Here is a 19041-nt window from a genome sequence, read left to right on the forward strand (position 1 = left end):
GGCGATGGCGGGGGTGATCCAGGGGGGCCTGGCCTGAATGGACTGGTTACGGCAGCTGCCGATCGGTCAGTACGTCGATGACGGCGAGGGCGGCGAGACCGGTGGCCGAGGCAGCTGGCTGAAGCGGCTCGATCCCCGGGTGAAGCTGGTGTGGACGGTGGCGTTCCTGGTGACGCCGATCCTGGCGGGGCCCCTCTGGCGGCTGGCCCTGGTGGGGCTGCTGCTGCTGATCACCGCCGTCAGCGGCCTGCCGTGGCGCCTCTGGCGGCAGAGCCTGCCGCTGCTGATCGCCCTGGCCCTGCTGGTGGGCCTGCTGGCCGCCCTGCTGCCGGCCGCAGGGAGCCCGCCGGCCAGCCTGCAGCGCCCACCGGGGGAGCTGCGGCTGGTGCCCGGTCCCCCGGGTGCCCCGTCTGCGTCGCGGGCGGGCCTCTCCTGGGAGCTGGTGCGCTGGGGCCCCGTGATGGCTGGCCCCGTTGAGCTGGGCCCCCTGGTGGTCACCCGCCGCTCCGCCGAACTCGGCATCAACGGCGCCACCCTGCTGTTCACCGTCATCCACAGCGCCAACCTGCTGCTGCTCTCCACCCCCCCAGAGGAGCTGGTCTGGGCCATCGCCTGGTGGCTGGGCCCCCTGCGGATCCTGGGCTGGCCCGTGGAACGCCTGGGCTTCACCCTGCTGCTGTCCCTGCGCTTCCTGCCCCTGGTGCAGGAGGAGCTCCAGAACCTGCTGCGCTCCATCGCCACCCGGGCGGTGAATTTGCGTCGCCTGGGCTGGAAGGCCAGTCTCGGCCTGGTGCTGGCGGTGGGGGAGCGGCTGCTGGCCAACGTGCTGCTGCGCTCCGAGCAGGGGGCCGAGGCCCTGATGGCGCGCGGCGGCATGTGGCTTCCCCCCGACCGCCTGCACCAGCCGGCCGCCACCCCCTCCGGCGCCAGCCTGGCGGCGGTGCTGGCCCTGGCGGCCCTGCTGGCGCTGCGCTGGAAAGTCGGTGCCCTTTAATGGCCGCAGCCTGCAGGGAGTCGTGAGCACGGAGCGCTATCTGAACCACCCGACCTTCGGGATGCTCTATCGGGTAGCGCCGGTGGCCGAGAGCCGCGATCTCTATGCCACTCTCTACGCCCAGCGCATCTTCTTTCTGGTCACCCTCCAGGAGCGGGGTGCCCATTTCGAGGTGATTCCCCTGATGGACGCCCGCCACTTCGCCGAGCAGAACCTGGCCCGCTGCCGCCGCGAAGGGCCGGAGGCCCAGGCCCGCTGGCGTCAGCTCTTCGACCAGACCTTCATCTGATGGCGGCGGCGTCGCCCGGGGCGGCGGAGGCGTTCGGTTCCACCCTGGCGGAGCGGCTGGGCACATTGCAGGCGGCGTTGCCACCCTCCACCCGCCTGCTGGCGGTGTCCAAGGGCCATCCGGCGGACCTGGTGCGCCAGGCCGCGGCTCTCGGCCAGCGGAGCTTCGGGGAGAGCCGGCTGCAGGAGGCCATCGCCAAGCAGGAGACCCTGGCCGACCTGCCGGACCTCGACTGGCACTTCATCGGCCGGCTCCAGGCCAACAAGGCGCGGGCCGTGCTGCGCCGCTTCGGCACCATCCATTCCGTCGACAGCCTGGCCCTGGCCGGGCGGCTGCAGCGCATCGCCGCCGAAGAGGCCCTGGCCCCGGGGATCCTGCTGCAGGTCAAGTTCCGCCCCGACCCGGCCAAGACCGGCTTCGAGCCGGACGAGGTGCGGGCCCTGGGGGTCGACCTGGGACGGCTGGCGCCCCTGCGCTGCCTCGGTCTGATGACCATCGCCCCCCTGGGGCTCACCCCCGGGGAGCGGCTGGAGCTGTTCCGGGAGTGCCGTGCCCTGGCCGATGCCCTGGGGCTGCCGGACTGTTCGATGGGGATGAGCGGCGACTGGCGCGAAGCGGTGGCGGCCGGCAGCACCTGGGTGCGCCTGGGCAGTGTTCTGTTCGGAAGTCGCCCAATCCAGCCATGAAAGGGCGTTGGGATCTTGCCGGCTCGGATGTGGGACGCTATTCAAGGCCAAGCATCCTTCCCGAGGTCGACTCCGTGTCGTTGTTCTCCCGCCTGCGTGCCGTCGTCTCCGGTGACGACTATCTCGATGGCGACTTCGACGACGAACTCGACTACGACCCCGGCGACACCACCACCGCCTCGAGCACTTCGACGGCCGGCAGAAACACCGGAGCCCTGGCTCTGAGCACCGATTTCTCCAGCGATGATCCCTTCGCCGGGACCAACGTCATCGGCATGCCCGGCATCACCAGCGCCGTGGCCGAGGTGTGCCTGATGGAGCCGCGCAGCTTCGACGAGATGCCCCGGGCAATTCAGGCCCTCCGGGAGCGCAAGACCGTCATCCTCAACCTCACGATGATGGAGCCGGACCAGGCGCAGCGGGCCGTGGATTTCGTCGCCGGCGGCACCTTCGCCATCGACGGTCACCAGGAACGGGTGGGCGAGAGCATCTTCCTGTTCGCCCCCAGCTGCGTCACCGTCACCACCGCCGGCGGTGAGGAAGCCGCCTCGCCCACGGTGGTCTCCGGGCGCACCGGCCCGGTCGACGACCAGCAGGAGGCCGCCCCCAGCCCCGCCTGGGGCCGTTCGGATGCCATGGTCTGACACCCTCGGGGTGGTGGGCCTGGGCCGCATGGCCCGGGCCCTGCTGCTGCCGCTTCTCGATGCCGGCCTGCTTGAACGCTCTGCCGTCCGGGCGGTGGTGGCCAGCGAGGCTTCCGCCCGGCGGCTGGCCGGTGAACTCCGGGTTCAGGTCTCCACCGATGCCGCCCAGGCCTGGGCCGCGCCGGTGGTGCTGCTGGCGGTGAAACCCCAGCAGATCGAAGCGGTGGCCCCCGCGGCGGCCGCAGCCCTGCCAGAGGCCCTGGCGGCGGCACCCTCCGGCGGCGAGCCGCTGCTGATCTCCGTGCTGGCGGGGGTGACCCTGGCGCGGCTGCAGGCCCTCTTCCCGGGACGGGCCTGCGTGCGCGCCGTGCCCAACACCCCGGCCCTGGTGCGGGCCGGACTCACGGGCCTGAGCTGGGGCGAGGGCATCGGTGAGGCCCGGCGCGAGCAGGTGCGCCGGTTGTTCGCCCAGGTGGGGGAGGTGCTCGACCTGCCGGAGCCCCAGCTCGATCCCTTCCTGGCCCTCACCTCCTCCGGTCCCGCCTTCCTGGCCCTGGTGGCCGAATCGATGGCCGACGGGGCGGTGGCGGGGGGGCTGCCCCGACCGCTGGCCATGCACCTGGCCCACCGCACCATGGCGGGCACGGCGGCGCTGCTGCAGGGGCAGGAGCTCCACCCCGGCCAGCTCAAGGACATGGTGACCAGCCCCGCCGGCACCACCGCCGCCGGGCTGCGGCAACTGGAGCGGGCCGGCCTGCGCTCGGCCCTGATCGAGGCTGTGCTGGCCGCGGCGGAGCGCAGCCGCCAGCTGGGGTGACTCCCACCGGTTCGCCTCGCGTCCCGGTTCCCTTCAGCTGCGACCGGCCCCGAGGCGCGGTTCGGTGCCGGCCATCAGCCGCTGCAGGTTGCTGCGGTGCCGCCAGAGCACCAGCGCCGTGGTGAGCAGGGCCAGGCTCAGGTAGGCCGGCCGCAGCCCGTCGGCGCCGAAGGAGCCCAGCATCAGCAGGGGCAGCGACAGGGCCGCCACCACGCTGGAGAGCGACACGATGCGGGTGACACTCAGGGTGGTGAGGAAGATGCCGAAGCAGGCCAGGCCCACGGGCCAGGTGAGGCCCAGCAGCATCCCCAGGCCGGTGGCGACGGCCTTGCCCCCTTTCCAGCCCAGCCAGAGCGGCCAGATGTGGCCGGCCAGGGCCGCCAGGCCCGCCGCCACCACCCACCAGTCGCTCGCAGCGCTGAAGCCGAGGGGCTGGAGCACCGCCTTGGCCAGCAGCACGGCGGCCGTTCCCTTGAGCACGTCGAGCAGGAACACCACCAGGGCCGGCCCCTTGCCCAGCACCCGCAGCACGTTGGTGGCGCCGGTGGAGCCGGAGCCTTCCTGGCGCAGGTCGACGCCGGCGAGCCAGTGGCCCGCCAGCCAGCCGAAGGGAATGGAGCCCAGCAGGTAGCCCGCCGGCAGCACGAGCAGATCGGGGAGGAAGGCCATGGCAGGTGAGGGCTGGAGGGTCAGTAGAGATCGGCTTCGGCGTCGATCTCCCCGGGGCCGGCGGCGAAGGCCAGCCAGAGGGGGAACTGCAGGATCGGAATCTCGATCACCTGCTCGGCCGCGTCGATCACGATGAAGGGCAGCTCCCCCCGCTCCTCGAGTCGGTCGGCCCGCTCGATCAGGGCATCGGGGCGCTCGAACAGCACGATGCCGCTGGCGGGGCCGAAATCGTCGCGGCTCAGCCCCAGGCAGTCCTGCAGCCCCCGTCGCCATTCCCCGAGCCGCTCCGGCTGGCTGGCCAGCACCAGGGTCTGGAAGCGCTCGCCGTAGAGCTCCCCCAGGATCGCGATCGCCGCCGCCGCCGCCAGGGCATTGCGGCTGCGGCTGCCGCCGCTGGGCTGGGCGCCCCGGCCGCCCTGGGAGAGGAACCAGTCCTCCAGCCGGGTGGCGGCGGTGCCCTCCAGGGTCCGGCGCAGTTTCCAGGGATCGGCGTAGAAATCGGGCTGGCCGCCGAACTGCTCCAGCCGCTCCCGGATCAGGTCCGCATCGTCGCTGAACAGGCCCGCGGCGGCCGGGGCCGTGGTGACGGGCGCAGCCCCGCCGGCCTCGGTTCCGGTCGTTGCCTGGTCGAGGGGGGAGGGCTGCACCACCAGCGGCTGCACCACCAGCTCCATCTGCTCGGCGGCGGCGGCCAGATCCTGCAGGGCCCCCACCAGGTAGTCCTGGAAGCCCTTGAGACGCCGGGCGATCGCATCCGACTGGCCGGCGAAGCTGCCGGCGATCTCCTGGCGGATCTGCTCCCGGCGGCTCTCCAGTTCGCCGATCTCCCCCAGGAGTGCGGCACGCCGGTCCCGCAGGTCCGTCAGGGCCAGCTCCATCAGCCCAGCGGTGTCAGGGGCACCAGGGGCCGCGGTGGTCCCGGGGGCGGGCTCCGGCGGGGTGAGGGCGGGCGGTTCGGGTTGGTCGCTCATGGCAGGCGGGGAGGCAAGGCGGCGGGGGGCTCAGGGGAAGGGGCAGGCGGCAGGCGCCGCTCCAGCTCCTCCCGCAGGGCCGTGGCGTCGAACAGCATCGGCAGCAGGTGAACGCTCTTCTCCTCCCGGAAATAGAACAGCACCGGAAAGGCCGGCCACCAGACCCGCCAGCCGATCCAGGCGTCGTAGGGGAAGCGTCGGATCACGGTCTCGCCGCGGGACACCAGCAGGGCGTCGGCCGCGAAGCGCAGCCGCAGCAGGGCCGTCTGCAGCAGCAGGAACAACCCCATGAGCCCCATGGCCAGGGCCGGCCAGAGCGCGGGGCTCCACAGGGGCCGCAGCTCAACGGTGGCGACCGCCAGACCCAGAAGCCCGAGCGGCACCCAGGCCCGGGGGCGGAGGACCACCGCGTCCGTGCCGGCGGCGCCGTCGCCGGCTGGAGGGGGGGAGGGGGCGGAGGTCATTGGCCGAAAAGCAACTGGGTGAGCAGCACGTCCACCAAGGCAACGCTGACAAGAATCATGACCACCGCGCCGGTGGTGCTGGCCCCCACTTCCTTGGGCCCCCCCCGGGTGGTGAGCCCCCAGCCGCAGGCGATCACAGCGATCATCAGGCCGAACACCACGGCCTTGAGCAGCATCGAGGGCAGGTCGTCGGGTTCCATCCAGACCCGCACCGAGTTCCAGAAGACGCTCGGAGGAATGCTGTACAGGAGGGTGCTGCTCACCTGGCCCGACCAGATCGCCATCCAGAAGAACAGCAGGCACTGCACCGGCGCCATCACCACCATGGCCAGCACCCGCGGCACCACCAGGTACTCCACCGGGTCGGTGCGCAGCATCGTGATGGCGTCGATCTGCTCGGTCACCTTCATGGTGCCCAGCTGGGCGGCATAGGCGGTGGCCACCTTGCCGGTGAGCAGGGTCGCCGTGAGCAGGGGGGCGATCTCCCGCGAGAGGCCCAGGGCCAGCAGCCCGCCCACGGCGGCGCTGGCCCCCTGTTTGGAGAGCTCGGCCGCCACCTGGATGTTGAACACGGTGCCGGCCGCCAGGGCGGTGATCAGCACGATCAGGAAGCTGCCCGGCCCGGCCTCCAGCAGTTCCTGCACCAGGTCGACCATGCCGATGCGGCCACGGGCGATGGCACTCACCGCCTGACCGCCGATCATCAGGCTGGCTCCCAGCCGCTGCAGCCAGCGGGGCGGCTTCATGGCGCGGAGGCCGTCAGGGTCTCCGGCTCGGGGCCCCGCTCCGGCCAGCGCCGCATCACCACCAGGCCCAGCACCACCAGCAGCGCCGGGATCAGGCCCATGCACATCCGGATCGCCAGCAGGGCGCTGTCCGGCTGCAGGATGCCCTTGGCCGCCTGGTAGCCGCTCAGGCTCATCAGGTTGCCGAAGAAGAACAGGGCCAGGCTGATGCAGATCTTCTGGGTGAACACCATCCAGGCGCTGTAGAGCCCGGCGGGCTTCTCCGGATCGGCATCGATGGCGTCCGGCAGCAGCGCCCAGGGGATCAGGTAGGCGGTGGAGGCCCCCAGTCCGACGATCAGGATCGTCACCACCAAGGCGGTGAGACGCACCAGGTTGGTGGTGGAGGCGGTGGGGCCCATGGCGGCATCGAGGGGCACCAGCAGCATCGCCATCACACAGGCGGCGATCCAGAGGGCGGTGCCCCAGTGCAGGGCGGTGAGGCGACCACGCTGACGGGCGACGGCGGTCCAGAGCTGGAGCCCCACCAGGGTGCTGATCTGGAAGGGCAGCAGGATCCAGTTGCTCCAGCCCTCCGGCAGCCGCATCACCACCGGCAGGAAGATCAGCGCCGCCGTCTGCATGATCTGCAGGGCGCACCAGAGCAGCAGGTAGAGCCCCAGCACCATCTGGAAGCGTCCGTTGCTGCCCACCCTGGCCAGGAGCCTCCGGGTGGTGCCACGCTGGCTGGTGGGCCGCTGGCAGTTCCGCGCCGCCGGGGCGATGCCCCAGCCGCAGAGCAGGGTGGAGCAGGTGATCAGCACCCCTGAGAAGATCCCCACCTGCAGGTAGCTGTCGGGGTTCTGGTGATCCTTCAGCAGCACGCCCCCCAGGACGATCCCCACCAGGCCGGCGATGATCGAGCCGGTGAAGCGGGCGCTGTTGAGGCGGGTGCGCAGGTTGACGCTGGTGGTGAGCTCCGCCGCCAGGGCGGAGTAGGGAAGGTTGACGCAGGTGTAAAGGGTGTTGGCCACCATCGAGATGGCCACGAACACGGCGAACCGGACCCAGAGCCCCCCCGGCGGCAGCCACCACATCAGGGCCATGGCGAAGCCGAGCGGAACGGCGCTGCCCAGGATCCAGGGCAGCCGGGGCCCCCAGGAGGAGCGGGTCTTGTCGCTGAGCCAGCCCACGATCGGGTCGTTGATGGCATCCCAGAGCCGGGCCGTCATCAGCACCAGCCCGGCCATCCAGGCCGGCAGCCCCGCCGCCGAGGTGTAGAAGATGAAGAGGTAGAAGCCGATCAGGGAGGCGGCCATGCCGGTGCCGGCGTCCCCCATGCCGTAGGCCAGGAGCACCCGGCGGCGCTCACCGGCGGGAAGGTCCGCCGTGTCCACCACACCCGACGGCAGGTGCGGCGCTGCCGGTGGCTGGATGGACGGCGTGGGGGTGGTCAAACCTGGAGGGGCTCCGGAGGTGGTCGTCGGGTTGTGGCCGTCCGGTGCAGGTCATAATGCTGCAGCCGGTTTTTGGGAACCCGTTCCGAAGAACCGGTCGCCAGTACCCCTGTACTGCTGCGGGCGTAGTTTAGTGGTAAAACCTCAGCCTTCCAAGCTGATGATGCGGGTTCGATTCCCGCCGCCCGCTTGCTCCTCCGCCGGAGCTGCCACCGCCCCCTCCCCAGGCTCCTCGAGCAGCGGAGTCGCCACCAGCAGCATCAGGCTGCGGCTCTCCAGGGGCGCCGTCGGCAGCAGCCAGGCATCGGCTTTCGCCGGCAGGTCATGGTCCCCCGGGATGGCCGTGTCGATGACCCGCCGCCAGCCGGCGGCCTGGGCCGGCAGCTGGAACTGCATCGGCTGGTAGTAGGCGTTCATGCCGCACCACAGCAGGGGGCCGAGGCTGGCGTCATGCAGGCTCCAGGCCAGGCAGTGGGACCAGCTGGCCCAGTCGGGCTTGCCCAGCTCAAGGCCGTGCCACTCCCGCCAGAGGGGCAGGCTGCCGGCGCCCCGGGACGGGCCGGCAGGGGCCGGGGCCAGGGGCAGCTCCTGGTTGAGCAGGGGGGCGAGCCGCTGGCGCAGCTGGATCAGGCGCCGCAGGAAGCGGCGCAGGGCCATGTCGCCGGGGTCCGGCTGCCAGTGCATCCACCCCAGCGGGTTGTTCTGGCACCAGGTGTTGTTGTTGCCGCCCTGGCTGCGGCGCACCTCATCGCCCATCAGCAGCATCGGCACCCCGGGAGCCAGCAGCAGGGTGGCCAGCAGGTTGCGCAGCTGCCGGTCCCGCAGGCCGTTGACGCCGGCATCGCTGCAGGGGCCCTCGACGCCGTGGTTCCAGCTGTTGTTGTGGTTGTCGCCGTCGCGGTCGTTCTCGCCGTTGGCCAGGTTGTGCTTGCGGTCGAAGCTGACCAGGTCCGCCAGGGTGAAGCCGTCGTGGGCGGTGAGGAAGTTGATCGTGCGCCCCACCGGAGAGGGCTGGCCGTTGAACAGATCCGGATTGCCTGACAGGCGCTGACTCAGGTTCCAGGTGGTGCGGTCGTCCCCCTTCCAGAAGCGGCGCACGTCGTCGCGGAAGCGGCCGTTCCAGCTGGCCACCCGCCGGGCCGGGAAGTCAGCCAGCCGGTAGAGGCCGCCGCAGTCCCAGGGTTCACTCACCACCTTCAGGTCGCTGAGATCCGGATCCGCCTCCATCTCCTCGAACAGGGGAGGCGCATCGAGGGGGGCCAGGCCCTCCCCCCGGGTCAGGGCGATGCCGAGGTCGAAGCGGAAGCCATCGATGCCCAGCTCCGTGCTCCAGCAGCGCAGGGACTCCAGGATCAGGCGCCGTACCAGGGGGCGGTTGGCGGCGATGGTGTTGCCGCAGCCGCTGACGTCGAGGTAGTCGCCCCGGGCGGTCTGGTGGTAGTAGAGGGCGTCGCCGAACCCCCGCCAGCTCAGGGTGGGCCCCTCCTGGTTGCCCTCGCTGGTGTGGTTGTAGACCACATCCAGGAGCACCTCCAGGCCGGCCTGGTGGCAGGCGGTGACCAGCTGGCGCACCTCGTGGCGCCCCTGCAGCGGGTCGCCGTCGACCAGGTAGGCCGGATGGGGCGCCATCCAGCTCACGGGGCTGTAGCCCCAGTGGTTGAACCGCCCGGCGGGGGCGTCCTGGGGGTCGAAGGCCATCACCGGCAGCAGCTCGATCGCCGTCACCCCCATCGCCTGCAGGTAGGGAAGGGTGTCGATCAGCCCCAGGAGGGTCCCCTGGCGTTCCGCCGCCACCGGGCAGCCCGCCCCGCGGGTGAAGCCGCCCACGTGCAGCTCGTAGATGACGCTCTTCTGCCAGGAATGGCGGGGCCGGGGGGCGGCGTCGAAGTCGAAGCGGTCCCGCTCGGTGACCACCCCCTTGAGGCAAGCGAAGGCGTTGGGGACGGCGCCGACGGCGGCGCCCCGCTGGTAGACGTCCCACCCGGTGATCGCCCTGGCGCAGGGATCGAGCAGCACCTTGGAGGGATTGAAGCCATGGCTGCCGGGCTGGATCGGGCCGAACACCCGGTAGCCGTAACAGCAGCCCATGCCGAGGCCTTCCACCTCCACGTGCCAGTGTTCACCGGAGCGGTGGCCGGGGTCGAGTTCGATCACCTCCAGGGGCTCCCGGGCGGAGCCGTCCGCGAAGATCAGCAGCTCGATGCGGGTGGCCAGGGGGGCCACCACGGAGAAATTGACGCCCCGGCGGGTGACGGAGGCCCCCAGTGGCCAGGGATGTCCGATCCGGGTCGCCGACAAATCACTGGCCTGGGTTGCGACCAGGCTACGCCGGGCCTCCGGAAGCTGCCGCCGGGGGTTCAATGGGGCGATGACCGCCACCCCAGCCTCCCTGCTGCCGTCCGAGGAGGGCCGCCCGCCCCTGCCGGTCCGGCCGGGGCTGTGGCTGTTCGCCCCCAGCCGGGAGAGCCAGGGGGGGAGTGCCTGGCTGCTGGAGGCCGCCGGCGCCGACCTGCTGATCGACTGCCCCGCCTACACCCGGGCCAACCTGCGGTTCCTGGCCGGCCGCCCCCGCCGGCGGAGTGCGGAGAGCGGTGCCCACGGGGCCTGGATCGTGCTCACGGGCCGCGGCGGCCACGGCCGCTGCCGCCGCCTGCAGCAGGCCCTGGGCTGGCCGGTGCTCGTCCAGGAACAGGAGGCCTACCTCCTGCCCGGTGTGGATCCGCTGCACACCTTCGCCGCCGAGCACCGGCTGGAGCCGGATGTGCGGCTGCTCTGGACGCCGGGGCCTTCCCCCGGTGCCTGCGTGGTGCAGGTCGCCCCGGCGGCGGGGGACGGCCGGGGCGGGCTGTTCTGCGGCCGGCTCCTGGTTCCGGTGGCGCCGGCCCGCGTCGCGCCCCTGCGGCAGCGGAGCACCTTCCATTGGGGGCGGCAGATGCGCAGCATCGAGCGCCTGCGCGGCTGGCTGCCGCCCGGCTCTCCCGGCTGGATCGCCAGCGGCGCCGGACTGGGGGCGCTGAGGGGGGAGAAGCTGGTGGAGCAGGGCGCCGCCCTGCTGGCGGCCCTGGATCTGGAGGCCCTCGCGCTCCAGCCGCCCCCGGGCGGCTGGAGATTGGCGCCCTTACCACGGAACGCCCCGCTGCGGACTCCATGGACCCCAAACCGCTGTCATGAGTGGACTTCTCCTGTTGCGGCCCTGCCGCAACACCCATACGATTGGCGCGCTGAACGCACCGGGCGGTCGGGGACTTCCGATTCGCCTCCATCACTCGACGTCCCGAACCCCGCCATCGCCACCTACCCGGAGGCTTCCCCCGAACAATGAACAAAGCTGATCTCGTCAACATCGTGGCTGCCCGCACGGAGCTCACCAAGACCGACGTCTCCCTCGTGGTCGATGCCGCCATCGAAACCATCGTCGATTCGGTGGTCGAGGGCAAGAAGGTGTCCATCCTCGGTTTCGGCTCCTTCGAGCCCCGTGAGCGGTCCGCCCGTCAGGGTCTGAATCCCAAGACCGGCGAGAAGATCAAGATCCCCGCCAAGCGCGTGCCCGCCTTCACCGCCGGCAAGCTCTTCAAGGACAAGGTCCAGGGCTGATCCCCAGCCGCCACGCTCCGGCCATGGCGGCGGCCGCAGGGGCGTCCGGACCTCCCCTGCGGCTGCCCCTCCATCTCCAGGAACGCCTCGCCTCGGGTCTGGACCTGCGGCGGCGGGGCTACCGGACACGTTTTGCCCCCTCCCCCACCGGCCCCCTCCATCGGGGCAACCTCCGCACCGCCCTGCTCGGCTGGCTCGAAGCCCGGCTGAGGGGTGGTGCCTGGCTGTTGCGCATCGATGACCTCGACGGGCCCCGCAACCGGCCGGGTGCCGAGGACGCAATCCTGGCGGACCTGCGCTGGCTGGGTCTGCCCTGGGATGGACCCGTGGCCCGCCAGAGCGCCCAGCGCGGCATCTACGCCACCGTTCTCTCCGCCCTGCGCCAGGCCGGGCGTCTCTACCCCTGCCGCTGCAGCCGGCGGCTGCTGGCCGATGTCTCCGCCCCCCACGGAGCGCTGGCGGTCTATCCGGGGTATTGCCGGAACCGCCCGCCCGACTGGGGCCCCCAGGCCGGGCGGCTGCCCAGCTGGCGACTGCGCCTGGAGCCCGGCGCCCTGCGCTGGCAGGAGCGCTGCGGGCCCGCTGGCGGCCAGGACGGCCCCGCCGCGGTGGGGGACGTGGTGCTGCGCCGGGCCGACGGGGTGGTGGCCTACCACCTGGCTACAGCTGTGGATGAGCTGCTGATGGGCATCAGCGAGGTGGTGCGGGGGGAGGATCTCTGGCCCTCGACCGGGGCCCAGGTGGCCGTGATGGCCGCCCTCGGCGCCGACCCGCCGGCCTATGCCCACGTGCCCCTGTGGCGGGATGGCCAGGGGGAGCGGCTGAGCAAGCGGGAGGGGGCCGAGGGGCTGGCCGGCCTGCGCCGCCGGGGCCTGGATGCCCCCGGGGTGATCGGGGAGCTGGCCGCCAGCCTCGGCCTGGTGCCGCCGGGCAGCCGGCTCAGTGCCCGGGAGCTGGCGGACCACCTGACCCTGGACGGCCTGGAGGATTGCCTGCGCCGGGAGAAGGGCTCGAATGCTTAAGGAAGATTTCGGGATCCAGGGGGTCTGGGCCAGGCACAGTGAGGAGATGAGAACAAACCCCTGCGAACCGGCCATGGCTGTCCCGGTTCCTGCCTCCGGATCGAAGGGCCCGTCCCTTGGTCAGAGCCGATGTCCCCAGTGCGGTGGCAGCGGTCTGCTGCGCATCGATGATCAGCGTTACCGCACCTGCCTCGACTGCCTTGGCCAGGGCCGCTCCCCGGCCATCGGGGGCGATGGGGTGGTCTTCCGAATGGTCACTTCGAGGTCCGTTTCTTCCGCCAGATGAAAAAGGCGGCGGTGGCCACAACCACGGCCAGGGGTGCCGCCGTGAGCAGCAGCAGGATCACGGCGGTCCAGTCGGTGTACATGGGTGTGTCTGTTGAAGCGGTGCCATCATCCCAGCAGATGCCCCCTCCGGTGATGGCCGACGCTCTGCAGTCCAGCGATGCTTCGCGGCCCTGCCGCGGACTCCGGGCGGGTTCCCTGGCCGGCCTCCTGCTGCTCGTCCTGGCGGGGGGAGGGGGCACGGCACTGGCGAATGTGCAGTTCGAGAATTGCGTCACCGCCGCCGATGGGTCGATCACCTGCGACACGGTGCCCACCGGCAACACGCTGATGAATGATGTGGACGCCCGCTACGGGCTGCTGCAGAACGCCAGTCCGGGCTGGAGTGAGTTCGAGCCCTACGAGGGGTACGACGACGACTTCGGCGGCAATGAGACATGAACCGCGGCGTCGGGGCCCCGTTGCAACGACATGTGGCGCTCCCTCGCGGCCAGCGGGTCCACTGGAGTAGTTCAGAGGGGTCACTCGCGGGGGTTGTGATGCATTGCTGGGCACCCGGGATCGATCCGGCCCGCCCCCTGGAATGCACCCAGGCGGAGCGCTACGTGCTGCAGCGTCTCTCGAATGGTTCCTACGTCTCCATCCGTCCCGACGACCAGGGCCTCGGAGATGTGAGCGAACCAACCTCGGCCTATCTGTTCCATACCCACGAGGCAGCCCAGCGTGCCGCCGGTGAACTCAATCGCCTGGGTGGTGACGACTTTGACGTGGTCAAGGTGGCGTGGCCCATCGCCCTGTGCTGAGCCGTTGCCTCCCGTCGCGGTGAGGGCCTCTGGATCTTGTCTCCCGAAGCCGCTTCAGGTTCCCGTTGGTTCGTGGCAACAATCGGCACGCCGCCCTCAGCAGAACGCCATGGGCAGAGCTTCATCGGCTGGTTTTCACAGCTGGGCTTATCGGCAGATCCTCCAATGACAACAAGCGACGAAAGCTTTATAGTGTGAGTCGAAAGGTCTTTTCTGCTTCCGATGCTCACCGGATCTGATCTCCTGGCCAAGGTCAAGGAACTGGGCGATGTCTCGAAATCCGATCTGGTGCGTGGTTGCGGCTACGTCAGCACCAAGAAGGACGGGGCAGAACGTCTGAATTTCACCGCCTTTTACGAGGCCCTGCTGGAAGCCAAGGGCGTCAGCCTGGGCGAAGGCGGTGGCAAGGGTGCCTCCAAAGGCGGTCGCAAACTCAGCTATGTGGCCACCGTGCAGGGCAACGGCAATCTTCTGGTGGGCAAGGCCTACACCGCCATGCTCGATCTGCAGCCCGGCGATGAATTCGAGATCAAGCTGGGCCGCAAGCAGATCCGCCTGATCCCTGCCGGATCCACCGACGACGACGACTGACCCGTTCAGCCCGGCCCGACGGGGGGCGTCCGTCTCCTCTGGCGCTCGCAGGCCACCAGGAATGCCGTCACCCGCTCGCCCCAGTTCACCACCACCAGCAGATTGCGGGGGGATCGGCTGAATCCCTGCTGGGACAGCACGGCGAATTGGTTGAGGTCGTCGTGGCTGACCAGCGGTCGCTCCCCCCGAAGGCTCCCCCAGGCGCCCAGGAACGCCTCCCCGTCGGTGGCACGGCATCGGGCATAGGCCTCGCCCACGTCGACCCCCTGGCGCCGCAGACGCACGAAGGCATCCAGATCCGGACCCAGATGTGGGATCCAGCGGCCCAGGTCCCCCACCGCCACCACCTGGCTTGCGGCCGGCACGGCCGTCCGCAGCATCAGGGCCGGCGTCGCCAGCGACCATGAGGTCGCCTCCAGCAGGCATTCGGCGGCCTGACTCAGGGCCCCGTGGTGGCTCTCCAGCAGAGCTTCATGGCGGGCGTTCAGATCAACCATGGCCGTTCAGGGATGCACGGGTGCGGCCACAGGACGCCGGGGCCAGGGAGGCCCGGCGACGGATGGCGGCCAACGGCGGTGTGGTGAAAAAAGCCGGTGATCGGATTTGAACCGACGACCTACTGATTACGAATCAGTTGCTCTACCCCTGAGCTACACCGGCATCGGCCAAGAAATTAGCATTCGTCGGAACACCATCCGCTGAGCCGCATTCCATGGGATCCGACCCGAACAGATCCCTGGATCCGGCCCTCCGCCAGCGCCTTCTCACGGAAGCGAGAACCCCCTGGCGGGGGCTCCGGCGGGCCCTGTGGTTCGCCCTGGTGGCGTCGGCCGGGCTTGGCCTGGCCACCATGGCCCTGCGGGCCTCCGCCGGCTCGGAGGTGGCCTCAGGGGATCTCCTCATCCAGGTCGGCGCCGTCGCCCTGTTCGGGGGCCTGCTCTGGTTCGACCGCAACCGCCTCGACGGCTGAGGGTTCGGGGGCTGGCGCCGCTGCTGCCGGTGGCGGCGCCGCCGGGGGGGTCGCCACCGGCTCGGCCAGCTTCAGGGGATCGGGCAGCAGCAGGGGCAGCCCCAGGCAGAGGCGCTGCTGCTCCAGTTCCTCCAGGCCGAGGGGACGGGTAGCGGCCACGACCGCTGGGCTGCGGGTCAGCAGCCACAGGGACTGGATCAGCTGCTGCCACTGCCACAGCATCACCAGCAGCACCAGGGCCGCCAGCAGCAGGGCCACCAGGCGCGGGCAGGAGGCGAAGGGGGTGAGGGGCGCGGCCACGGCGGCCTGGCGATCGATCCACCACAGCAGGGGCAGGGCAAGGGTGGCGCCGCCGGCGGTGGCCAGGGCCAGCCCAGGGGCCACCTGCAGCCGGCTGAGCCGCCGCTGCAGTTCCCGGCGACCCCGCAGCGGGGTCTGCAGCAGCAGCAGCGACCAGACATCGGCGGGTCGGCGCACCAGCAGCACCGCAGGGGCCAGGGCACCGATGGCCCAGCAGAGCAGCCGCTCCAGACCCGGCAGGGGGCCCGGGTCGCTGCCGGCGAGCACCAGCAGCAGCAGCAGCGCCTCGAGCGGCAGGACCCCGAGGGCGATCAGCTGGAGCCAGAGCAGCGGCTCGCTGCGGGGCGTCACGGGATCAGGTGCTGAGGGTCCGGCGCTGGGTGACCAGCTTGAAGGCCTCGACCCGATCCTTGTCCTGCCAGCCGGTGAACCGGTCGCAGCCGATGCCGCACTCGAAGCCGGTGGCCACCTCCTTGACGTCGTCCTTGTTGCGCCGCAGGGAATCGAGGTCGCCTTCGTAGACGAGCTCCTTGCCGCGATGGACACGGATGCGGCAGTTGCGCTGCAGCTTGCCGCTGGTGACATAACAGCCGGCCACGGCGCTCTTGCCGATCGTGAACACGGCCCGCACCTCCGCCTCGCCCAGGCTCTCCTCCACCATCTCGGGCTCCAGCAGGCCCTCCATGGCCATCTGGATGTCCTCGAGCAGCTTGTAGATGACGTCGTAATCGCGCACGTCCACGCCGGTGGCATCGGCGGCGCGCTTGGCACCGGAGGCCATCGAGGTGTTGAAGCCCACGATCACGGCGCCCGACGCGGCCGCCAGGTCGACGTCCGTTTCGGTGATCTCGCCCGGTGCCGAGAGCAGCACCCGCACCTGAACCTCCTCCTGGGGCAGTTGCTCGAGGGACCCGAGGATCGCCTCGACGCTGCCCTGCACATCGGCCTTGAGGATCAGGTTGAGCTCCTTGAGCTCGCCTTCGCTGGCCTGGCCCGACATCGAGGCCAGGGACACCCGCCGGGAGGCCATCTGCTGGGCCAGGCGGGTGGCCCGGGCCTCGGTGGCCCGGTCGCCGACCACCGCCCGGGCGCTCTTCTCATCGGCGTAGACCTCGAACTCGTCGCCGGCCGTGGGCACCTCGCTGAAGCCCAGGGCCTCCACGGCGCTCGACGGGCCGGCCTGCTTCACCCGCTTGCCGGTGTCGTCGACCATGGCCCGCACCTTGCCGAGGATCGGACCGGCCGCCAGCACGTCGCCGGCCTTGAGGGTGCCGTTCTGGATCAGCAGGGTGGCCACCGGACCCTTGGCCTTGTCGAGGTGGGCCTCGATCACCGTGCCGCGGGCCATCCGGTCGGGGTTGGCCTGCAGGTCCTCCACTTCGGTGACCAGCAGGATCATCTCCAGCAGCTTGTCGATGTTCTCCCCCTTGATGGCGCTCACGGGGACCATGACGGTGTTGCCGCCCCAGTCCTCGGCCACCAGGTCGAGGCCGGAGAGCTCCTGCTTGACCCGGTCGGGCTGGGCCCCTTCCTTGTCGATCTTGTTGATCGCCACCACGATCGGCACCTCGGCGGCGCGGGCGTGGCTGATCGCCTCCAGGGTCTGGGGGCGGACGCCGTCGTCGGCGGCCACCACCAGCACCGCCACGTCGGTGACCTTGGTGCCGCGGGCCCGCATGGCGGTGAACGCCTCGTGGCCCGGGGTGTCCAGGAAGGTGATCTTGCGGTGCTCGTCGCCGTGGGGCACGTCGACCTGGTAGGCACCGATGTGCTGGGTGATGCCGCCGGCTTCCCCGGCCGCCACGCGGGTCTTGCGGATGGCGTCGAGCAGGCTCGTCTTGCCGTGGTCGACGTGGCCCATCACGGTCACCACGGGCGGGCGCCGGATCAGGTGGGCCCTGTCGCTCTCCTCGATCATCTCCACGGTCTTCTTGGCCGCGGCCTCGACGTCGTCTTCGAGGACGGGCACGCCGAACTCCTCGGCCACCGTCTCGATCGTGTGCAGGTCGAGGGTCTGGGTGACGGTGGCGCTGATCCCCTTGAAGAAGAGGGATTTGATGATCTCGGAGCTCTCCACCCCAAGGCGGTCGGCCAGCTCCTGCACCGTGAGGTTGCCCTCCGGCACGATCAGCATCTCGGGCCGCTGGGCCTTGGCCTCGCGGGAGGCCCGCAGCTCCATGGCGCGGCGCCGCTGACGCTGGCGGGTGGTCTCCTTCTTGCGTTTGCGCACCGCCACGGTGGGCTTGGCCGCGGTGCCGGGAGCGGAGCGGGGCTTGGCCGGCCGCGCCAGGCTGGCCTGGAGCACCATGGCCTCCTGCTCGCCGGCGTAGCCGCCGGTCTCGGCGGTGAGGGCATCATCGTTCTCGCCGATGATGTGCACCTTCTGGCGCTGCTTCTGGGGCGTGCGGCTGCGCAGGGCCTCGAGCTTGGCGCTGTCGTCCCAGTCGGGGCGCCGGGCGCCGGGGGCGCGGGCGCCGGCCGGGGTGGGCGGGCGGAAGCCGGGGCGGCGGGGGGCTGCCGGCGGGGTGGCGGTGGGGCGCGTCACGCCTTCGGTCTCACCACCGGCCTCGCTGCTGCCTTCGCTGCGGTCGGGACGGCGCGGCGGCGGTGCGGTGGGGCGACCGGTGGGCTTCTGGAGCTGCATCAGCTCGCCGGGGGCCATCGGCTTGCGCATCCCCGCGGGGATGCCCGGGCGGCCGGGGGCCGCCGGACGGCCCGCCGACGAGGTGCCGGGGCCGGCCGAGTCGCGGCGGATCGGCTTGCCGACCAGTTCCAGCGGGGTGGGGCCGGGCCGGCCCGGGGCCGAGCCGGCCCGGGCGCCGGCGCTGCCGGGCCGGATCGGGGCGGGAGCTCCGGGTCGCTGGGGTCGGGCCGAGGGAGGGGCGGGCCGGCTGCTGGTGGGGCCGCCCTGGCCGGGCTGGGGACGGCCGACGAGCTGGGGCCTGGTGGCGGGCGGCCGGGTGGGCGTGCCGGCTTGGGCGGGCCGTGCCGGGGCCGGGGCACCGGGACGCTGGGGCGAACCGACCCGGACCGGGGGCTGGGAGGCACGGTTCACCGGGGCCGGACCGGTTGGCTTGGGTGCCGCCAGGGGTTTGGTCGGCGGGGCCGCGGCGGCCGGTCGGGCAGGGGCCGCGGGCGCAGGACGGGCCGGGGCGCCGGGGGCGGCCGGCTTCGCCGTGGGGGTGGCGGCCGGTGCAGCGGCGGCGGCGGGTTTGCCCACGATCGTGGGCGGCCGGCCGGCCGGTTTGCCGGCTTCGACGGGTCGCGGACGCGCCGGCACCGGGGCCGGCGCCCCGGCGGGTCTGGGCCGTGCCGCCGGGGGCTCGGGCCGGGCCGGAGCTGGGGCCGAGGCCGCCGCCACGGGGCGGGGGGCGGGGGGACGGCTGGCGGGGGGAGCCGGCGGAGCGGCGGCGGCCGGAGCGACCGGCGCCGCTCCGCTGCGGGGGCTGCTCACCGGAGCCGGAGCGGCCTTCTTGACCGCCAGGATCGCCTTGGCGGGGGGCGCCGGCGCCGCCGGTTCGGGCCGGGTGGGCGATTCGGGGCGTGCGGGGGTCGGGCTGGCGACGTTCACACCGATCAGCGAACGGATCCTGGAGGCCTCGTCATCACTGATGGAACTGCTGTGGCTCTTCGCCGCAATGGAGAGCTTCTCGGCGGCATCGAGCACGTCCTTGTTGTCCAGGCCCAGGTCCTTTGACAGCTCGTAGATTCTCACTTTGCCGCTGCTGGTCATTCAGAAAGGTCTCCGTACGGTGGGGCC

At 71.6% G+C, this 19041-nt stretch carries 21 protein-coding genes and 2 tRNA genes; 13 read left to right on the forward strand and 10 right to left on the reverse strand.

Going from position 1 to position 19041, the window contains the following annotated elements:
- Window positions 1–37: 37 nt before the first annotated feature.
- From KBZ08_RS10255 to proC, 5 genes are all read left to right on the forward strand, one after another.
- Window positions 38–994, forward strand: a complete 957-nt coding sequence (locus tag KBZ08_RS10255) for a CbiQ family ECF transporter T component (protein ID WP_106220245.1) — start codon at window positions 38–40, stop codon at window positions 992–994.
- 22 nt (window positions 995–1016) lie between these two features.
- On the forward strand, window positions 1017–1283 hold the full coding sequence (locus tag KBZ08_RS10260; protein ID WP_015110514.1) for a PipX family protein: 267 nt from the start codon (window positions 1017–1019) through the stop codon (window positions 1281–1283).
- Window positions 1283–1969, forward strand: coding sequence for a YggS family pyridoxal phosphate-dependent enzyme (locus KBZ08_RS10265; RefSeq protein ID WP_254972783.1), 687 nt, complete (start codon window positions 1283–1285; stop codon window positions 1967–1969). The genes KBZ08_RS10260 and KBZ08_RS10265 overlap by 1 nt, the downstream gene beginning before the upstream one ends.
- Before the next feature lie 74 nt (window positions 1970–2043).
- A complete protein-coding gene (locus KBZ08_RS10270) occupies window positions 2044–2613 on the forward strand; it encodes a cell division protein SepF (protein ID WP_106220246.1) in 570 nt (189 codons plus the stop codon).
- Window positions 2600–3430, forward strand: a complete 831-nt coding sequence (proC, locus tag KBZ08_RS10275) for a pyrroline-5-carboxylate reductase (protein WP_254972784.1) — start codon at window positions 2600–2602, stop codon at window positions 3428–3430. The genes KBZ08_RS10270 and proC overlap by 14 nt, the downstream gene beginning before the upstream one ends.
- A gap of 33 nt (window positions 3431–3463) precedes the next feature.
- Here proC and plsY read toward each other — a convergent pair whose 3' ends face one another.
- Genes plsY through KBZ08_RS10300 form a run of 5 tightly spaced genes read right to left on the reverse strand, consistent with a single transcriptional unit; the run spans window position 3464 to window position 7716 of the window.
- Window positions 3464–4099, reverse strand: a complete 636-nt coding sequence (plsY, locus tag KBZ08_RS10280; RefSeq protein ID WP_254972786.1) for a glycerol-3-phosphate 1-O-acyltransferase PlsY — start codon at window positions 4097–4099, stop codon at window positions 3464–3466.
- A gap of 20 nt (window positions 4100–4119) precedes the next feature.
- Window positions 4120–5070: a DUF3086 domain-containing protein gene (locus KBZ08_RS10285; protein ID WP_254972788.1), complete on the reverse strand. Its 951-nt coding sequence runs from the start codon at window positions 5068–5070 to the stop codon at window positions 4120–4122.
- On the reverse strand, window positions 5067–5534 hold the full coding sequence (locus KBZ08_RS10290) for a DUF3119 family protein (protein WP_254972789.1): 468 nt from the start codon (window positions 5532–5534) through the stop codon (window positions 5067–5069). The genes KBZ08_RS10285 and KBZ08_RS10290 overlap by 4 nt, the downstream gene beginning before the upstream one ends.
- Window positions 5531–6280 (reverse strand): ABC transporter permease, encoded by a 750-nt coding sequence (locus KBZ08_RS10295; protein ID WP_106220251.1) that lies wholly within the window; start codon window positions 6278–6280, stop codon window positions 5531–5533. The genes KBZ08_RS10290 and KBZ08_RS10295 overlap by 4 nt, the downstream gene beginning before the upstream one ends.
- On the reverse strand, window positions 6277–7716 hold the full coding sequence (locus KBZ08_RS10300; RefSeq protein WP_254972790.1) for an MFS transporter: 1440 nt from the start codon (window positions 7714–7716) through the stop codon (window positions 6277–6279). The genes KBZ08_RS10295 and KBZ08_RS10300 overlap by 4 nt, the downstream gene beginning before the upstream one ends.
- 119 nt (window positions 7717–7835) lie before the next feature.
- Here KBZ08_RS10300 and KBZ08_RS10305 point away from each other — a divergent pair.
- Window positions 7836–7906 (forward strand) — tRNA-Gly (locus tag KBZ08_RS10305).
- On the opposite strand, the gene KBZ08_RS10310 is transcribed toward KBZ08_RS10305, so the two are convergent.
- Entirely contained in the window at window positions 7861–10014 is a 2154-nt protein-coding gene (locus KBZ08_RS10310; protein ID WP_254972981.1) for a glycogen-debranching protein, read from the reverse strand. The two genes, KBZ08_RS10305 and KBZ08_RS10310, sit on opposite strands and share 46 nt — an antisense overlap.
- Window positions 10015–10084: 70 nt before the next feature.
- Here KBZ08_RS10310 and KBZ08_RS10315 point away from each other — a divergent pair, with 70 nt between their 5' ends.
- The 6 genes from KBZ08_RS10315 to KBZ08_RS10340 all read left to right on the forward strand — a co-directional run bounded on the left by KBZ08_RS10315 (window position 10085) and on the right by KBZ08_RS10340 (window position 14011).
- Window positions 10085–11038 (forward strand): MBL fold metallo-hydrolase, encoded by a 954-nt coding sequence (locus KBZ08_RS10315; protein ID WP_315861255.1) that lies wholly within the window; start codon window positions 10085–10087, stop codon window positions 11036–11038.
- On the forward strand, window positions 11035–11310 hold the full coding sequence (locus tag KBZ08_RS10320) for an HU family DNA-binding protein (protein WP_015110525.1): 276 nt from the start codon (window positions 11035–11037) through the stop codon (window positions 11308–11310). Before KBZ08_RS10315 ends, KBZ08_RS10320 begins: the two co-directional genes overlap by 4 nt.
- A gap of 56 nt (window positions 11311–11366) precedes the next feature.
- Window positions 11367–12332: a tRNA glutamyl-Q(34) synthetase GluQRS gene (gene gluQRS / locus KBZ08_RS10325; RefSeq protein ID WP_254972984.1), complete on the forward strand. Its 966-nt coding sequence runs from the start codon at window positions 11367–11369 to the stop codon at window positions 12330–12332.
- A 420-nt stretch (window positions 12333–12752) separates the two neighbouring features.
- Window positions 12753–13058, forward strand: coding sequence for a lactate dehydrogenase (locus KBZ08_RS10330; protein WP_254972791.1), 306 nt, complete (start codon window positions 12753–12755; stop codon window positions 13056–13058).
- Between the two features lie 98 nt (window positions 13059–13156).
- Window positions 13157–13420, forward strand: a complete 264-nt coding sequence (locus tag KBZ08_RS10335; protein WP_106220254.1) for a hypothetical protein — start codon at window positions 13157–13159, stop codon at window positions 13418–13420.
- A gap of 222 nt (window positions 13421–13642) precedes the next feature.
- Window positions 13643–14011: an AbrB family transcriptional regulator gene (locus KBZ08_RS10340; RefSeq protein WP_106220255.1), complete on the forward strand. Its 369-nt coding sequence runs from the start codon at window positions 13643–13645 to the stop codon at window positions 14009–14011.
- A 5-nt stretch (window positions 14012–14016) separates the two neighbouring features.
- On the opposite strand, the gene KBZ08_RS10345 is transcribed toward KBZ08_RS10340, so the two are convergent.
- Window positions 14017–14508, reverse strand: coding sequence for a hypothetical protein (locus KBZ08_RS10345; RefSeq protein WP_254972794.1), 492 nt, complete (start codon window positions 14506–14508; stop codon window positions 14017–14019).
- A gap of 91 nt (window positions 14509–14599) precedes the next feature.
- A tRNA-Thr gene (locus KBZ08_RS10350) sits at window positions 14600–14671 on the reverse strand.
- 52 nt (window positions 14672–14723) lie between these two features.
- Here KBZ08_RS10350 and KBZ08_RS10355 point away from each other — a divergent pair.
- Window positions 14724–14981, forward strand: coding sequence for a DUF3493 domain-containing protein (locus KBZ08_RS10355; RefSeq protein ID WP_106220257.1), 258 nt, complete (start codon window positions 14724–14726; stop codon window positions 14979–14981).
- On the opposite strand, the gene KBZ08_RS10360 is transcribed toward KBZ08_RS10355, so the two are convergent.
- Window positions 14898–15632 (reverse strand): low-complexity tail membrane protein, encoded by a 735-nt coding sequence (locus KBZ08_RS10360; protein WP_254972796.1) that lies wholly within the window; start codon window positions 15630–15632, stop codon window positions 14898–14900. The two genes, KBZ08_RS10355 and KBZ08_RS10360, sit on opposite strands and share 84 nt — an antisense overlap.
- A 4-nt stretch (window positions 15633–15636) precedes the next feature.
- The gene (gene infB / locus KBZ08_RS10365; RefSeq protein ID WP_254972798.1) at window positions 15637–19014 is read right to left on the reverse strand and encodes a translation initiation factor IF-2; all 3378 of its coding nucleotides are present in this window, start codon (window positions 19012–19014) and stop codon (window positions 15637–15639) included.
- Between the last annotated feature and the right edge of the window lie 27 nt (window positions 19015–19041).

This window comes from Cyanobium sp. Candia 9D4 (assembly GCF_024346155.1).
GTDB classification, from domain to species: domain Bacteria; phylum Cyanobacteriota; class Cyanobacteriia; order PCC-6307; family Cyanobiaceae; genus Cyanobium; species Cyanobium minutissimum.

What these genes read in the sequence shown, in the direction of transcription:
- KBZ08_RS10340 (WP_106220255.1), top strand. Translation starts at nt 13,643, where the DNA reads ATGCTCACCGGATCTGATCTCCTGGCCAAGGTCAAGGAACTGGGCGAT.
- proC (WP_254972784.1), top strand. Translation starts at nt 2,600, where the DNA reads ATGCCATGGTCTGACACCCTCGGGGTGGTGGGCCTGGGCCGCATGGCC.
- KBZ08_RS10330 (WP_254972791.1), top strand. Translation starts at nt 12,753, where the DNA reads ATGGCCGACGCTCTGCAGTCCAGCGATGCTTCGCGGCCCTGCCGCGGA.
- KBZ08_RS10285 (WP_254972788.1), bottom strand. Translation starts at nt 5,070, where the DNA reads ATGAGCGACCAACCCGAACCGCCCGCCCTCACCCCGCCGGAGCCCGCC.
- KBZ08_RS10295 (WP_106220251.1), bottom strand. Translation starts at nt 6,280, where the DNA reads ATGAAGCCGCCCCGCTGGCTGCAGCGGCTGGGAGCCAGCCTGATGATC.
- KBZ08_RS10320 (WP_015110525.1), top strand. Translation starts at nt 11,035, where the DNA reads ATGAACAAAGCTGATCTCGTCAACATCGTGGCTGCCCGCACGGAGCTC.
- infB (WP_254972798.1), bottom strand. Translation starts at nt 19,014, where the DNA reads ATGACCAGCAGCGGCAAAGTGAGAATCTACGAGCTGTCAAAGGACCTG.
- KBZ08_RS10335 (WP_106220254.1), top strand. Translation starts at nt 13,157, where the DNA reads ATGCATTGCTGGGCACCCGGGATCGATCCGGCCCGCCCCCTGGAATGC.
- KBZ08_RS10355 (WP_106220257.1), top strand. Translation starts at nt 14,724, where the DNA reads ATGGGATCCGACCCGAACAGATCCCTGGATCCGGCCCTCCGCCAGCGC.
- plsY (WP_254972786.1), bottom strand. Translation starts at nt 4,099, where the DNA reads ATGGCCTTCCTCCCCGATCTGCTCGTGCTGCCGGCGGGCTACCTGCTG.
- KBZ08_RS10290 (WP_254972789.1), bottom strand. Translation starts at nt 5,534, where the DNA reads ATGACCTCCGCCCCCTCCCCCCCTCCAGCCGGCGACGGCGCCGCCGGC.
- KBZ08_RS10255 (WP_106220245.1), top strand. Translation starts at nt 38, where the DNA reads ATGGACTGGTTACGGCAGCTGCCGATCGGTCAGTACGTCGATGACGGC.
- KBZ08_RS10315 (WP_315861255.1), top strand. Translation starts at nt 10,085, where the DNA reads ATGACCGCCACCCCAGCCTCCCTGCTGCCGTCCGAGGAGGGCCGCCCG.
- KBZ08_RS10265 (WP_254972783.1), top strand. Translation starts at nt 1,283, where the DNA reads ATGGCGGCGGCGTCGCCCGGGGCGGCGGAGGCGTTCGGTTCCACCCTG.
- KBZ08_RS10345 (WP_254972794.1), bottom strand. Translation starts at nt 14,508, where the DNA reads ATGGTTGATCTGAACGCCCGCCATGAAGCTCTGCTGGAGAGCCACCAC.